Origin of the sequence: Janthinobacterium sp. MP5059B, from assembly GCF_001758645.1 — a bacterium.
Classification (GTDB): Bacteria; Pseudomonadota; Gammaproteobacteria; order Burkholderiales; family Burkholderiaceae_D; genus Janthinobacterium; species Janthinobacterium lividum.
The window spans coordinates 114,417-129,522 of sequence record NZ_LRHX01000020.1; the positions used below are offsets into that span (position 1 = coordinate 114,417).

The 15,106-nt window shown below is 65.1% G+C and carries 13 protein-coding genes and 1 tRNA gene; 9 read left to right on the top strand and 5 right to left on the bottom strand.

Going from position 1 to position 15,106, the window contains the following annotated elements:
• The first annotated feature begins 184 nt into the window (after positions 1 to 184).
• Together JAB1_RS24430 and JAB1_RS24435 are read left to right on the top strand one after the other, a co-directional pair.
• Positions 185 to 586, top strand: coding sequence for a GtrA family protein (locus tag JAB1_RS24430; RefSeq protein ID WP_070282115.1), 402 nt, complete (start codon positions 185 to 187; stop codon positions 584 to 586).
• Positions 587 to 657: 71 nt separating this feature from the next.
• Complete coding sequence (locus tag JAB1_RS24435) at positions 658 to 1,956, top strand: NCS2 family permease (protein ID WP_070282116.1); 1,299 nt, start codon at positions 658 to 660, stop codon at positions 1,954 to 1,956.
• Between the two features lie 242 nt (positions 1,957 to 2,198).
• Here JAB1_RS24435 and JAB1_RS24440 read toward each other — a convergent pair whose 3' ends face one another.
• Entirely contained in the window at positions 2,199 to 2,906 is a 708-nt protein-coding gene (locus tag JAB1_RS24440) for a GntR family transcriptional regulator (protein WP_052140687.1), read from the bottom strand.
• A gap of 260 nt (positions 2,907 to 3,166) precedes the next feature.
• Here JAB1_RS24440 and JAB1_RS24445 point away from each other — a divergent pair.
• Positions 3,167 to 3,242: transfer RNA gene (locus tag JAB1_RS24445), tRNA-Asn, on the top strand.
• 160 nt (positions 3,243 to 3,402) lie between these two features.
• Here the strand turns inward: JAB1_RS24445 and JAB1_RS24450 are convergent.
• Positions 3,403 to 3,786, bottom strand: a complete 384-nt coding sequence (locus JAB1_RS24450) for a hypothetical protein (protein WP_225317379.1) — start codon at positions 3,784 to 3,786, stop codon at positions 3,403 to 3,405.
• 325 nt (positions 3,787 to 4,111) lie between these two features.
• On the opposite strand from JAB1_RS24450, the gene JAB1_RS24455 reads away from it, so the two are divergent.
• Together JAB1_RS24455 and JAB1_RS24460 are read left to right on the top strand one after the other, a co-directional pair.
• Positions 4,112 to 4,903: an alpha/beta hydrolase gene (locus JAB1_RS24455; protein WP_070255744.1), complete on the top strand. Its 792-nt coding sequence runs from the start codon at positions 4,112 to 4,114 to the stop codon at positions 4,901 to 4,903.
• On the top strand, positions 4,900 to 5,277 hold the full coding sequence (locus tag JAB1_RS24460; protein ID WP_034787247.1) for a VOC family protein: 378 nt from the start codon (positions 4,900 to 4,902) through the stop codon (positions 5,275 to 5,277). The genes JAB1_RS24455 and JAB1_RS24460 overlap by 4 nt, the downstream gene beginning before the upstream one ends.
• Positions 5,278 to 5,303: 26 nt before the next feature.
• Here the strand turns inward: JAB1_RS24460 and JAB1_RS24465 are convergent, their stop codons facing one another.
• Complete coding sequence (locus tag JAB1_RS24465) at positions 5,304 to 5,987, bottom strand: hypothetical protein (protein WP_139144663.1); 684 nt, start codon at positions 5,985 to 5,987, stop codon at positions 5,304 to 5,306.
• 135 nt (positions 5,988 to 6,122) lie between these two features.
• On the opposite strand from JAB1_RS24465, the gene JAB1_RS24470 reads away from it, so the two are divergent.
• The 4 genes from JAB1_RS24470 (at position 6,123) to JAB1_RS24485 (ending at position 12,776) form a co-directional block, all read left to right on the top strand.
• On the top strand, positions 6,123 to 6,962 hold the full coding sequence (locus JAB1_RS24470) for a M15 family metallopeptidase (RefSeq protein ID WP_070282118.1): 840 nt from the start codon (positions 6,123 to 6,125) through the stop codon (positions 6,960 to 6,962).
• A gap of 217 nt (positions 6,963 to 7,179) precedes the next feature.
• A complete protein-coding gene (gene tssM / locus JAB1_RS24475; protein WP_070282119.1) occupies positions 7,180 to 11,010 on the top strand; it encodes a type VI secretion system membrane subunit TssM in 3,831 nt (1,276 codons plus the stop codon).
• Positions 11,007 to 11,987, top strand: coding sequence for a type VI secretion system-associated protein TagF (gene tagF, locus JAB1_RS24480; RefSeq protein WP_070282120.1), 981 nt, complete (start codon positions 11,007 to 11,009; stop codon positions 11,985 to 11,987). The genes tssM and tagF overlap by 4 nt, the downstream gene beginning before the upstream one ends.
• 9 nt (positions 11,988 to 11,996) lie before the next feature.
• Positions 11,997 to 12,776, top strand: a complete 780-nt coding sequence (locus JAB1_RS24485; RefSeq protein ID WP_070282121.1) for an OmpA family protein — start codon at positions 11,997 to 11,999, stop codon at positions 12,774 to 12,776.
• A gap of 127 nt (positions 12,777 to 12,903) precedes the next feature.
• On the opposite strand, the gene icmH is transcribed toward JAB1_RS24485, so the two are convergent.
• A complete protein-coding gene (icmH, locus tag JAB1_RS24490; protein WP_070282122.1) occupies positions 12,904 to 13,689 on the bottom strand; it encodes a type IVB secretion system protein IcmH/DotU in 786 nt (261 codons plus the stop codon).
• Entirely contained in the window at positions 13,686 to 15,056 is a 1,371-nt protein-coding gene (gene tssK / locus JAB1_RS24495) for a type VI secretion system baseplate subunit TssK (RefSeq protein ID WP_034779601.1), read from the bottom strand. The genes icmH and tssK overlap by 4 nt, the downstream gene beginning before the upstream one ends.
• Positions 15,057 to 15,106 lie beyond the last annotated feature (50 nt).

Consider the following 15,106-nt stretch of genomic DNA (forward strand, 5'->3'; position numbering starts at 1 on the left):
CCACAACTTCCTTCCGCTCGCTACGGTTTTGTTAGGCGTTGTAAGTGTCTAAACGGCGGCGAATATGAACGTTGGGCGCAACTTGCAGTAAAATGCAGGCTGAAAAATGGTTACGAGCAATCGTAGCCATTTTTTATTCTGGCCTGATCCTGGCGATTGTTTTCGTCTTATTTGAAAATTGACAATGTCCCATTCCCTGCATCACCAATTTTTACGTTTCGCCGCCGTCGGCGCTTCCGGCACGGCCGTGCAATACAGCGTGCTGTGGGGCGGCGTGGAATGGGGCGGCATCAGCGCCGCCGCCGCGTCCGGCATCGGCTACATCCTCGGTTCCGTCGTCAACTACCTCCTCAATTACTTTTTCACGTTTAAAAGCGACAAGGGCCATGGCGAGGCGGCTTCCAAGTATTTCACCTTGCTGGGCATCGGCTGGTGCATCAATACGGGCCTGATGTGGCTGCTGGTACACCACCTGGGCTGGTATTACTGGCTGGCGCAGGTGCTGGCGACGGGCATCGGACTGGTCTGGAATTTCGCGGGCAGCCGCTGGTGGGCCTTCAAGCCGGCCGGCGTAGCGGGAAAGTAGTCATTTCGTCATAAAAAGAGGCGCCCTGGCCACACGCAGGCGCCCGGTTTTACCAAAACAAGGGGTTAATCATGCAGTTCCTGGAACGCTATTTCAAACTGAAGGACAACGGGACCAATGTGCGCACGGAGCTGCTGGCCGGCCTGACCACGTTCCTGACGATGGCCTACATCATCTTCGTCAACCCGTCCATCCTCGGCGACGCGGGCATGCCGAAAGACTCCGTTTTTGTCGCCACCTGCCTGGCGGCCGCCATCGGCACCCTGATCATGGGCCTGTATGCGAACTACCCGATCGCGCTGGCGCCGGGCATGGGCCTGAATGCGTACTTCTCGTACACGGTGGTCAAGGGCATGGGCATGAGCTGGGAAGTGGCGCTGGGCGCCGTCTTCATTTCCGGCTGCCTGTTCATCCTCGTCAGCCTGTTCAAGGTGCGCGAAATGATCATCAACAGCATCCCGCCCGCGCTGCGCACGGCCATCACGGTCGGTATCGGCCTGTTCCTGGCCATCATTTCCCTGAAAAGCGCGGGCGTGGTGGTGTCGAACCCGGCCACCATCATCGCCCTGGGCGACCTGCATCAGGCGGCGCCCATCCTGGCCATCCTCGGTTTCTTCATCATCGTCGCGCTGGACCGCCTGAAAGTGCCGGGCGCCATCCTGATCGGCATTCTCACCATCACCGTCGCCAGCTTCTTCTTTGGCGGCAACCAGTTCAACGGCATCGTTTCGGCGCCGCCCGCCATCGAGCCGACCTTGTTCAAGCTCGACATCATGGGCGCGCTGTCGATCGGCATCGTCAACGTGGTGCTGGTGTTTTTCCTGGTGGAATTGTTTGATGCGACGGGCACCTTGATGGGCGTGGCCAACCGTGCCGGCTTGTTGAAAGACGGCAAGATGGAACGCATGAACAAGGCCTTGCTGGCCGACAGCACGGCGATTGCCGCCGGCGCCTGTCTGGGTACGTCGAGCACGACGGCCTTCGTGGAAAGCGCTGCCGGCGTGCAAGCGGGCGGCCGCACCGGCTTGACGGCCGTCGCCGTCGCGCTGCTGTTCCTGGGCAGCCTGTTCTTCGCCCCGCTGGCGCACACGGTGCCGCCGTACGCGACGGCGCCCGCGCTGCTGTACGTGGCCTGCCTGATGCTGCGCGAACTGACCTTCATCGACTGGGATGACAGCACGGAAAGCATTCCTGCCGCCATCACGGCGCTGATGATGCCGTTTACCTATTCCGTGGCCAGCGGCGTCGCGTTCGGCTTCATCACCTATGCCGTCTTGAAACTGTTGACGGGCAAGGGCAAGCAGGTATCGGTGGTGGCTTACATCATCGCCGCCATCTTCCTGTTCAAGTTTATCTATCTGGGCGAATAGCAAGTTTGCCGGCAAGCAGTTGCCGCAGCAATGACAAGGCCGCCCGTGCATCCGCATCGGCGGCCTTTTTTGATGGGCGGCTGAGAACCTATCCCAGTAGATGAATACATCCGCTGCTGGCGCCACTCAAAAGCGGGGACTGCGTTGTTCGTCGTTGCGTGGCTCGCCACGCGTCCTCCTCACGCCTTGTCCGCGCTCCTGATCCGCTGCCAGCAGAAGACGCTCCCTACTGGGATAGGCTCTTACATCAGCAGCGCGGCTACCAGGTCTTTCTTGTGGTCGCCGGCGCTGCCGTCGAAGCGCAACGCCGCTTCCACATGCGCCAGGTGCTCGACCATCAGGCGCGCCGCCAGGTCGGCGTCGCCGCTGCGCGCCGCGTCGAGAAAGCGGCCGTGTTCGTCGCACGAGCAGGCCGCGTCGTGGCCGGACTGGTACAGCATGGTGATGAGCGAGCTGCGGCCCACGAGTTCGCGCACGATGTCGCGCAGCACGGCGTTGCCGGCGATATCGGCCAGCAATACGTGGAAGTCGCCCAGCAGTTGTGAGCGCAGCGGCGTGTCCCTTGCCAGCGCCTGGCGTTCCGCTTTCAGGTGCCGCTCCAGCATCCGGTAGTCGGCAGCTTTGGCCCGCGCGACGAATTCGCGCGCCAGGGCCGCCTCGATGATGCGCCGCGCGGCAAAGATGTCGCGTGCCTCCGCCTCCGTTGGCTGGCTGACGAAGGCGCCCTTGTCGGGCACCATGCGTATGAGTTTGTCTTTCGAGAGTATCAGCAGGGCGGCGCGGATCTTGGTGCGGCTGACGCCATACAGCCGGCACAGCGCCTCCTCGCGCAGCCGCGTGCCGGGCGGCAATTGGCGCGCCACGATGGCGGCCGCCATATGCTCGGCAATTTCCGCCGAGCTGTCGCCGCTGCCGGGTTGGTCCACCAGGGTTGCGCTTGATTCTGTCATGTCGGATGAGAGCAGTAAGCCAGGGGCAAGGCGAACCTTGCAAGCGCATGTCCGCGTGGCGGCGTGGTTGACGCCCCGCTGCCGGCATGCGGTTGTGCGCCTTGCGTGTCGCTAAGGCCTGGCTATTCTACTATCTTGCGTGGCGCAGCGCAGACGGACCCTGCCATCTGGCGAGGCTGGCTCGCTGGCGGCCTGTTTTGCTGGCCATGCAGATTGAAACTGGACATGGGAAATTTTGACGTATATAATTCGGCCTCCTTTCCCTGATAGCTCAGTTGGTAGAGCGACGGACTGTTAATCCGCAGGTCCCTGGTTCGAGTCCAGGTCGGGGAGCCAGAACAAGCAGCAGCAAAGGGCCACGTGGCAACACGTGGCCCTTTTGTCATGCGCGCACGGTTTCCCGTTCGCGCTGGCCATTGCTTCAGTTCTTCAGTGCCTTGGCGACGTGCGCGATGCCGGCCCGCTGGTGGCGGGGGCGCGCGCAGTGTTTCCCGGATCAGGGATCCACAAACACGTCGAAGCGCACCTTCAGCGGGCTGCCCCACGAGATATCCACCCAGGCCCGGAAACCGCCGTTATACGGTGCGATGTTGTACACGGCCATGCGGGCGGCGCCGATGAAACGGTCCTGTGGCGTCGCGGCATACTCGCTGATGTTGAGCAATACGCGCGAATTGGCCTTCACGTTGGCATTGGCGAAGTTGACCGAAGGATGCACGCCATTGGCCGTCCACGTGTAATAGGTGGTGAAGGCGGCGGGGCTCAGGTTCAAGTCTTGTGCTGCCGCGCCTTTTGCACTCTTGCCTTCCTGTTCCATCGGCGCATCGGTTTCTTCCAGTGCCAGGTTGCTGCCGGTGCGGTGTTCTACTTTCATTTCCATGATGTACTCCTGATCGATAGTTTGGACGCCGCGCCTGTCGTCGTGCGGCAAGACGCCTTATCTGTTGCCGTGACGGCCAGTGTCACGTCCTGGCTGATAAGGTAGCCGTCTGCTCCATGCTGTTGGAGTAAGCCATTCTAGGCAAACGCGCGGGCAAAAAGCGCGCGGCGCCGCCGGAAAAACGGCGCTCACTTGTGCTGGCGCAAACACCTTGCAGGCAGGTGGGAATATCTTTTCCAGCAGGCTATTTTTACGGGGCGCCACGCATGCCGTGCAGGACAATGGCACAATAGGTCCAGCCGACCTGCCGATGCGAGCCTAGCCCATGCCGATACTGAACCTGAGTGCCGAAACCGATATCTATTACGAATTGATCGAAGGCGACCCCGCCAAGCCTTGCCTGGTATTCCTGCACGAGGGACTCGGTTGCTGTGCGATGTGGAAAGATTTCCCCGCGCAGCTATGCCAGGCGACGGGGTGCCGCGGCTTGCTGTATGACCGCCATGGCTATGGGCAGTCGTCGCCGCTGGCGGCGCGCCGCCAACTCCATTATTTGCACGACTACGCGCTGTGCGAGCTGCCGCAGGTGCTCGCGGCACTGCTGCCGGGACAGGACCATTTTCTCGTCGGCCACTCCGATGGCGGCAGCATTGCCCTGATCTATGCGGCGCAGCAGCCACCGCGCTTGCGCGGCATTATCACCGAAGCGGCGCACGTGTTTGTCGAGGGCATCACGCTCGATGGCATACGCGTGGCGGATGCGGCGTTTGGCGCGGGCAAGCTGCGCGCGCTGGCGAAATACCATGGCGACAAGACGGAGACCATCTTCAAGGCCTGGTCGGATACCTGGCTCAGTTATGGTTTCCAGTTCTGGAACATCGAATACCTGCTGCCCTCCGTCGAATGTCCGGCGCTGGTGGTGCAGGGCAGCGAGGACCAGTACGGCAGCGCGGCCCAGGTCGACACGATCGTGGCGCAGGCGCTCAACGCCGTGCCCGCCATTGTCGAGCAGTGCGGCCATACGCCGCACCAGGAGCAGCCGCAGGCACTGCTGGCGCTGATGGAAGGTTTTTTGCAAGGCCGCATGGACGCGGCCACTCACCCGAGAACTGTATGATAGACCACCTGGATCACCTGGTATTGACCACCCGCGACAAACCCGCCTGCATCGATTTCTATACGCGCGTGCTGGGCATGCAGCTGGAAACGTTTGGCGCCGGCCGCCATGCCTTCAAGTTTGGCGCGCAAAAAATCAACCTGCATGAGGCCGGCAAGGAATTCCTGCCCAAGGCGGACTTGCCCACGCCCGGCTCGCTGGACCTGTGCTTCATCGCCGCCGTGCCGCTGGACGCGTTCATCGCCCACCTGGCGGCGCTGGGGATTGGCATCGAGGAGGGACCGGTGGCCCGCACGGGCGCCAATTGGCCCATCCGCTCTGTGTATCTGCGCGACCCGGACCGCAACCTGATCGAAGTGTCCGAGCGCGCCTGAGGTTCGTCAACCGCCGGCAACCCCCATCAATGGCAGGCGGGATCGCTGTCCCAGCGGCCCGAGCAGATGCGCGAGCGGCACAACATGCCTTCGATCAGGCCCAGCTGCTGACAGCGCCGCAACAGTCCCGCCGTTTCCTGTTCCCCCTCCCGCTGGCGCAGCACCACGTCGCGCAAGGGCGCCGCCGTGCTTTCTTGCCGGTGCGCATGGGCCACCATCGCCGTCAGCAAGGTTACGTCGCTGTCGCCGGGCGCGGCAACCGGCCTCGGTCCCTGAGGGCGCGGGCCGGCCTGGCGCACGGGCGGTAGCGCCTTGTGCGGTGCGCTTGCTGTCGTGGCGGCCATCGCAGGCAAGGGCGGTCCCGCCGTATTGACGATGGTGGCCGCCTGCGACGCGTGCGGCGGCACCGTTGGCGCCGGCATTGCGGGCGGAGCCTCAGTCACGGCCGTGACGGGCGCCGGCGGCAGGGGCAGGACGTCCGTGTCATACGCGAGAACGGCCGTGATCAGCACCGCCAGGCACAGCGCGCCAGCGGCCCCGTGCCGCCAGCCGGGGCGCCAGCGCAGTGCAGGCCTGGCCACAGGCGCGGCGATGCCGTGTTCGAGCTGCGACAGGATGCCCTTGCCTTCGATGCGCGCGCCAGCCGCGCCGGTCTTGCTCAACAGGTCAGGGCTGCGCGCCTGGCCATCCCCGTTTTTCAGTAAAGACAAAATATCACCTCCGCAGTGGAACAAACTCGACTGACCTTGATGTAAACCGCGCTCATGCGGGCCGCGGACGCCTACGATCTAGCGATGCCGCCGAGCATGCTGCCCGGCCCCCGCTATTCCCGTCACGGAGCGCCCATGTTCGTCGCCCTGGTCTTGATGTATTTCCTGCTCGCCTGTCTTGCCTGCTGGCTGCTGCTGTTTCCCGGCGGCCGCGCCATCGTGCTGCACACGCTCGTCAACCTGGGCTGGCGCATGCAGCGGCGCGCGCAGCACCTGAAGGGCGGCAGCGGCGCGCAGTGGCAACGCGTGCAGCGGCAAACGGGCTCGGGCATGGCGCGCGCCTGGCAGCTGCTGTGGCTGCATCGCTGGCTGAGTCTGGCGGGCAGCGTGCTGGTCATCGTGCCGCCGCTGCTGGCCTGGCTGTCCAGCGACCGCATCGCCTTGCGCGGCTATGCCGACCAGCAACACGCGATCAATGACCAGGTCAGCGATTTGCTGAAGGGCGAGCAGCTGGTGCCGCCGCCGGCTTTGCCGCCGCTGCTGTTTTCCACGGCGGAAGTAACGCAGCTGCGCCCGCTGCTGGGCGGCGCCAGCCGCAACTGGCAATTGCTCGACCACGATTTCGCGCAGCGCCTGCTGCTGGTCTTCAAGATCATGAAAGACGTGCATGGCTACGACATGGTCTTGCTGGAAGGCTATCGCAGCCCTGCGCGCCAGGATCAATTGGCGGCGGCCGGCCCGAACGTGACGAACGCGAGGGCGTTTCAAAGCTATCACCAGTATGGCCTGGCGGCCGATTGCGCATTCATGCATGAAGGAAAGCTCATCATTTCTGAAAAAAATGCCTGGGCCATGCGCGGCTACCGTTTATATGGCGTGACGGCCGAATCGGTGGGCCTGCGCTGGGGCGGGCGTTGGACCATGATGGATTTTGGCCACACGGAATTGCCGCAACCGCGTGTGCTGGGCAAGTAAGCCGCGCCAGTCATTCTAGCGCCGGGTTTCGGCCTGATTTTCACCGCTGCAAGCTTGCTTGCGCGGCGTCAATGGCAGGCCAGCGCCTGCCGCGCGCTGGCACCTGGTACTTGTCATATGTCAACAAAGGCGCGCCGCATTGCTGTCAGCATGGGCCGAATCCGCCTCGCTGCACGGCGGCGTTCCTCCTGCTTTGCGACCTCACCCTGGGCTCATCATGCTGCGACGAATCTGGCATTTCCTCACCGACAGCCGCAATCTGACCATCCTCGGCTTCATGGCGCTGGCCGTGTTCCTGTACCTGGGCGCCGAGGTGCTGGAAGTGGCGCTGGTCTGGGCCCTGGCCTTGCTGCTGCTGGCCTTGGTCACGTGGCTGGGCCTGTGGCTGTGGCGCCGGCGCCGCGCGCGGCGCGATGCGCAGGCGCTGGGGCAGGCCATCCTCAACGAAGCCGAGATCGCCGCCGCGCAAGCCGCTTCGGCATCCACGGCCGGCAGCACCCAGCGGGGTGAACTCGACGCCGTGCGCACGGGCATGCTGGCCGCCATCGAGACCATCAAGACGTCCAAGCTGGGCATCAAATCGGGCGCCGCCGCCTTGTACGAACTGCCGTGGTACATGATCATTGGCAATCCGGCCGCCGGCAAGAGCAGCGCCATCCTGCATTCGGGCCTGCAGTTTCCCTTTGCCGACGGCAAGATCGTGCAAGGCGTGGGCGGCACGCGCAACTGCGACTGGTTTTTCACCACGGACGGCATCGTGCTCGACACGGCGGGACGCTACTCCGTCGTCGACGAGCACCGCGGCGAGTGGTTCGGCTTTCTCGACCTGCTGAAAAAATACCGGCGCAAGGCGCCCATCAACGGCATCCTCATCGCCGTCAGCATCGCCGAATTGAAAGGCGACCCTGATGTCGGCATGCAACTGGCGCGCAGCCTGCGCAAGCGCGTGCAGGACGTCATCGAACGCCTGGAAGTGTTCGCGCCCCTGTACATTGTGTTTACCAAGGCGGACCTGATCGCCGGCTTCACGGAGTTTTTCGCGGATGCCGAGCGCAGCGAGCGCGAGCGTGTCTGGGGCGCCACCATGCCCTACCAGCGCAAGTTGCCCACGGCCGATTTGCTGGCGTTTTTCGACCAGGGTTTCGATGAATTGCACGATGGCTTGACGGAACTGAGCCTGGCCAACATGGCGCACCGGCAACGCAAGACGATGGCGCCCGGCATCTTTACCTTTCCGCTGGAATTTGCCGCCATCAAGCCGGCCTTGCGCGCCTTCATCGCCACCCTGTTCGAGGAAAACCCGTTCCAGTTCCAGCCCGTGTTCCGCGGCTTTTACTTTACCAGCGCGCTGCAGGAAGGCGAGCCCGTCAGTGCCTCCTCGCAGCAGGTGGCGCGCCGCTTCGACCTGGCCTTCGCGCCGGCCCCGGCCGCGGCGCCGTCTGGCGCGCGCCAGCATGGCTATTTCCTGCTGGAGCTGTTCCGCAAGGTGATTTTTGCCGACAAGCACCTGGTGGCCAACTATGCCAACCGCGCCAAGCTGCGCTTCAAATATGCCGTGTTCTTTGCCGCCACGGTGTCGCTGGGCGCCTGCCTGGGCGGCTGGAGCTGGTCCTACCTGGGCAACCGGCAACTGGTGGCCAACGTCGAGGCCGATTTGAATAAAGTGGTGAAGCTGCAGGAGCGGCGCCTGGACTTGCAGTCGCGCCTGGAAGCGCTCGAGATCTTGCAGGACCGCATCGAGCAGCTGGAAGCGTACCGCACGCAACGGCCGTGGTCCCTGCGCCTGGGCCTGTACCAGGGTGAGCTGCTTGAACGCAAACTGCGCGAGGAGTATTTTGCCGGTGCGCGCCAGGTCATGCTCGGCCCCGTGGCGGGCGCGCTGGAAGCCTTGCTGTTTGAAATGAACGCCAGCGCGGACCAGCTGCAGCCCACGGCGCGCACGCCGCAGACGCCGGCCGCCGCGCCAGCAGCGCCCGCGGCACCGCGCAGCATCCAGTACCAGGCGGCCAGCGCGACGAATGTGGAAGATGCCTATAACGCGCTGAAAACCTATCTGATGCTGGCCGATAAGACGCATGCGGAAAGCAGCCACCTGAATGACCAGCTGACGCGTTTCTGGCGTGCCTGGCTGGAGGGCAACCGGGGCGCCATGCCGCGCGAGCAGATGATACGCAGCGCCGAACGGCTGCTGACGTTCTACCTGGCGCAGATCGGCGATCCGTCCTGGCCGCGCATCGAGCAGAAGCTGGCGCTGGTCGACCAGGCGCGCGAAAACCTGCGCCGCGTGGTGCGCGGCATGCCGGCGCGCGAGCGCGTGTATGCCGACGTCAAGGCGCGCGCCTCGACGCGCTTTCCCGGCATGACGGTGGCGCGCATCGTCGGCGAACAGGATCAGGCGCTGCTGGCGGGCAGTTACGCCGTCTCCGGCGCCTTTACGCGCCAGGCCTGGGAAAAGTTCGTCGAGGGCGCATTCCGCGATGCCGCCAACCGCGAGCTGCAAAGCGCCGACTGGGTGCTGAAAAGCGCTTCCACCGACGACCTGACCCTGGAAGGCAGTCCCGAGCAGATCGAGAAAAACCTGGTGGCCATGTACAAGGCCGACTATGCGCGCGAGTGGCAAAAATTCGTGCAGGGCGTGGCCGTCGCCGACCTGAAAGGCTTCGACGGCGCCGTGCAGGCGATGAACCGCCTGGGCGACCCGCAGTCGTCGCCGATTGCCAAGCTGCTGACGACCATCTATCAGGAAACCTCGTGGGACAACCCGGCGCTGCAGAATGCCCAATTGCGCCAGGCCGAGCGGGGAATCGTCGCCTGGTTCAAGGAAACCGTGCTGCGCCGCGCGCCGTCGCCGCTGACGGCCAGTCCCGCTCTCCATGCGCAGATCGAGCCGGCCCGCCTGGACAAGTCCATGGGTCCCGTGGGGCGCGAATTTGCCGGCGTGGGCAAGCTGGTGGCGGCCAGGGACGACAATGCGTCCCTGATGCGCGCCTACCTGGAGGCGCTGTCGAAACTGCGCAGCCGTTTGAACCAGCTGAAGAACCAGGGCGACGCGGGGCCGGGCGCGCGCCAGTTCATGCAGCAGACCCTGGAGGGCAGCGGTTCCGAACTGGCCGACGCCCTGAAACTGGTCGACGAGCAGGTGCTCACGGGGATGAGCGACGCGCAAAAGCAGGCGATTCGTCCCATTCTCGTGCGCCCGCTGATGCAGACCTTTGCCGTCATCGTCGCGCCGGCCGAACTCGATATCAACAAGACCTGGGCGGCGCAGGTGTACGAACCGTTCCAGAAATCGCTGGCCAACAAATATCCGTTCGCGCCCACGGCGCGCATCGAGGCGAGCAACCTGGAAATTGGCCAGTTCTTCGGCCCGGAAGGCCTGGTGGCGAAATTCGTCACCACGTCCATGGGTCCGCTGGTGGTGCGGCGCGGCGACGTGCTGGCGCCGCGCACCTGGGCCGACATGGGCATCAGCCTGTCGCCGCAGGTGGTGGCGCGTTTCCCCGGCTGGATCGCGCCGCTGGGCGCGGGCGGCGTGGCAGCCACGTCGACGGCGGCGCAAACCGTCTTCCAGATCCAGCCATCGCCCGCGCCGGGCACCCTGGAATACACGGTGGAGATCGACGGCCAGCAGCTGCGCTACCGCAACACCCCGGCACAGTGGACGAACATGGTCCATCCGGGTCCGCAAGGCGCAGCGGGCCAGCAGGGCGCGCGCATCACGGCCGTCACCTTCGACGGGCGCACGGTGGAACTGTTCAACGAGCCGGGGCAATTCGGCTTGAAGCGCATGATCGACGCGGCGGCCAAGAAGCGCAAGGAGGGCGGCGTGTTCGAACTGCGCTGGGCGCGCGGCGAGGTGGCCGTGGCGGTCGACCTGAAAATCACCAGCAGCGCCGAGACGACGGGCGCGGGATCCGCCACGGCGGTGCAGGAGCAGGGCTTTCGCGGCATGCAGCTGCCCGAGACGATCGTCGGCGCGCCCGGTGCTTCTGCCGCGTCTCCCGCGCAGGCCATCGCCGCCGCAGTCATGCCCGGAGTTTCGCCATGATGCGCGCGGCGCAGCAGGTGCGCCTCGGCTACTTTGGCAAGATTCCCGCACGGGGCGACTTCATCAAGGCTTGCGACAATCACGCGCTGGTGCAGCTGCTCGACGACTGGCTGGCGCAGGTCATGGCTGCCCTGACGGTGGAACCGCGCTGGAAGCTCAATTACGACGCCTTGCCGCCGCTGCGCTTTGCCTTCGTCGGCACGCGCAGCCGCCGCGCCATCGCCGGGCGCCTGGAAGCGAGCAATGACCAGTCGTTGCGGCGCTTTCCCTTCATGGCCATGGGCGCGCTGGAAGTCGATGACGCGGAGACCTTTGTCGCTTGCAGCCCGCTGGCGCTGGCGCCGCTGTGGCAGCGGGTGGAGCAGCTGTCGCAAGGCATCGTGGCCAGCGCCGAACCGGGGCCGGCCCTGCTGGCGCTGGCCGGCAACGTGGTCGAAGTCGAACCGGCGGCACCTGATCATGCGGCGCGGCTGGCTGCCTTCTTGCAGGCGCAGACGGTGCACGGCTTGCAGACGCTGCTGGCATCGCCCGCGTTTCCCGTGACGGTGCGCGAACTGCTGCTGGGCCTGGGCATGCTGCTGCAGCCGGTGCGCCAGAGCGGCTTGCCGCGCCTGGAAAAAAGCCTGGTGCTGCCGCTCCCGCAGGACGCGCAGCTGCGCGACCTGGTGGCCAGCTTGTGGCTGCACCTGATCGCGCCTTTTCTGAGCCTGGCCGATTTCGAACTGGCGCTGTTCTTTTCCCACCTCGACGAGGCGCCCGTGCTGGTGATCGGCTTTTGCGGCGCCGACCCGCATGGCTTGCGCGCGCTGATCGATCCGCAGGCCGGCTGCGAACGGCTGATCGTGTTCGATCAGCTGGACTGGGTCGAGGAGCAGCTGGGACGCGATGCGGCCCTGCGCCGTTTTTCCGCCTGCCTGCAGCAGGAACAGCTGTCGCTGCGCTCGGCCTGCGCCATGTTTGCCGATACCTTTGTCTGAAGGATTGCGATGAAATATCCTGTCATTCTGCTGCTGCTTGCCGCCACCGCGCCCTGCCACGCGCAGGCGCAAGCGCCCCAGACACCGATGCCGGGGCAGATCCTTGTCACGGGCACCCTGGCCGACGAGGCGGGCAAGGCGGCCGTGCTGGCCCGCCTGCGCGAACTGTATGGCGCCGAGCGCGTGGTCGACCAGATCGCCATCGGCAGCGTGGCCGTGCCGGCCAACTGGAACGCCTACGTGCACAAGCTGATCGCGCCGCACCTGAAGCTGATTTCACGGGGGCAGATCAGTATCGATGGCAACAACGTCAGCGTGCGCGGCGAAGTGGCGAACGAGGCGCAGCGCCAGCAGATCGCCAGCGACATCGCCACCAGCCTCAATCCCACCTACGTCGTCAACAACGGCTTGCGGGTCAAGGCGGCGGAGGCGGAACAGGGCTTGCTCGATGCGGCGCTGGACAAACGCATCATCGAATTCGACAGCGGCAAGGCGTCCATCACGCCGGCGGGCCTGGCCATCCTCGACGAGATGGCGGCCGCCATGCTCAGGCTGCGGGGTCGCAAGGTGGAGGTGATCGGCCACACGGACGACACGGGCCTGCGCGCCAGCAATGTGGCCCTGAGCCAGGCGCGCGCCGAAGCTGTGCGCGCCTACCTGGCCAGCAAGGGCGTCGCGGCCGATTCGGTGCTGGTGTCGGGCCAGGGACCGGACCGTCCCGTGGCCAGCAACGCCACGGCCGATGGCCGGGCGAGGAACCGGCGCATCGAGTTCCGTATTGCGCAATAGATTGGCTTGACACCTCACAGAACCGTAGCGAGCGGATGAGAGTTGTGGCCGAGAAGCGCAGGTGTGCGAATGCACATTGAGCATCGCAGGCCGCAAATCTCGACGCGCAGTAGGTTCTGTGAGGTGTTCAGGGCAGGGTGATGGTCAGATGCGCCGGGCGCGGCGCCAGCTTGACCAGGTCCGCATACGCGGCCAGGGTCGTTTGCGTGCCGCGCGTCAGATGGGTTTTCAGGCCCAGGTAGGCGCAGATGGCCAGCAGGGCGAAAAAGCTCGACAGCGCCCACAGCGGCACGTCGCTGCCGCGCTTGTTGACCACCTGGTCGGGGCGTTCCGCGCGCGGCGCGAAGCCACGGCTCTTGCCCTTGATGTGGGCGATCTCGTCGCCCAGGCGCGCCGTCAGGTAGCTGAGTTTTTCGCCGCCGTCGATCGCATACTTGCCCTGGAATCCCAGCAATAAACACATGTGGAAGACCTGCAGCGCCTGCACGCGCATGGCGCCCTTGCCGCGCAAGGCGTCGAGCCGGTCGAAAAAGTGTTCGCCGGCCAGCTGGTCGCCAAAGATCAGCAGCTGCAGCGGGCGCCGCTCCCACTGCTTGCGCAGGGCGAAAGGCGAAGCCAGGATGATTTCATCGACGGCCGCGCAAAACGCATACTTGGCTGCCTCGATATCGTCGCCATCGGCGCGGATCTTTTTTGCTTCGCGCTCGAAGTCGTCGAGGAAGGCCGTGATGCGGTCCATGAAGCTTTGCTCGTCGCCGGGTGCCGAACCGTGCTTCAGCATGAACAGCATATAAAAGCCTTCGTGCATCAGGTCCAGCAGGGCGCTGCCGGCATGGCGGCTGCTGCCGGTTGGGGCGGAACCGCGTTGTCCCAGCAGGGAGGGCGCTGCGCGCCGTTCGATGAGCTGGCTCATGCCGTCACCGCGATCAGTTCCAGCTGCAGGTCGCGTATGCCGGCCGGCACATACACGGAGATCGACTGCGCCTTGAGCATCTGTTCATATAACACGCCACGGTTTTCAATCGCAAAATAATAGGTGTCGGGGCGCACGGGAATGGCGGCCGGCACTTGCGGCGCATGCGACAGTTTCAGGCCGGGCATGGCCGTGAGCACGCATTTTTCCACGTCGTCGGGCGCGCCCACTTTCACGCGCAGCGGCACCACGTCCACCAGTTCGATGGCGGGCATGGCGGCGCGGATCGCCAGGTACAAGGTGGTGTGCTGGTCGATCTTGCCCGAATCGAGCTTGCCCAGGTAGTACGACGGCTGGTCCTCGAGCAGGGCGATGGAAAAATACTTCGACGAGATGACGGTGTCGAGCAGTTCGCGGATGATGCCGTCGATGGCGTCGAAGCAGGCGCCCGGTTGCGCGTGGTCGTAGGCGGGCAGGCTGGCCAGGGTGTAATGCTTGGAGTAGCTGAGCAGGCCGCCCGCCAGTCCCAGCAGCGCTTCGTACAGGCGCTCCGGATGCAGGGCCGGATGGCGCACATAGTGCATCAGCGCGGCGGCGGCCGTGCTGACCGTGTGCAGCAGCCAGAACGAGGACACGTCGCCGGAGCGGAACTCGATCACGTTGCGGCTCGGTTCGCGGTGGTGGCCGTGCAGCGCGCTCACCTTCGCCTGCAAGGCGTCGAGCAGGTGTTCCAGCACGCCCTGCAGGCGCGGCGCGCCGGCGATGGCCAGGCTGGGGGCCATGAACGAGGGCACGGGTTCGAAGCCGCCCGATACCGTGCGCCGCAGGGCGATCAGCGGCAGGCAATCGTAGGAGCCGCGCGCTTCGCTGTCGGGAATCAGCCGCACGGTCTTCTTCAGGTAGGCCACGTCGGCCACGGCGGACTCCGTAAACAGGTCGGGCGTGGCGCGCATGGCGTGCGCAAAGCGCGTGGCCGCCGGCATGCCTGCCGTCGATGCCTGCGCCGTGTAATTCATGCCTTCGCGGTTGAGGATGGGCAGCGCCGCGTAATACGTCACTTCCTGCACCGCCGGCGGCAGCGCTTCCAGGTCCACCGGCGGGGGCAGGGTATCGCTGCCGGGCGCGCCGTCGCCCAGCGACTCGAACACTTCGCCGTCGCGGAAGATCGCCGACAGGGCATGCAGGCGCAAGGTGCCCGTCTTCAGCGCCGCCAGGTCCCACGCCATGTGCGCCACGCCCCACAGGTAGGGATGCAGCGCGCTGGCCGTGTGATGCAGGCGTGCTTCGTGATACTGGTCCTGGCGCTGGAAATGCTGCGGCCGCAGGAACAGGCCCTCTCCCCACAAGATTTTCGCTGCCATGCCCATCTCGTTTCTCCTTGAATGTGTGGCGTGCCGGTGTGCCTGGCTGCCCTGCG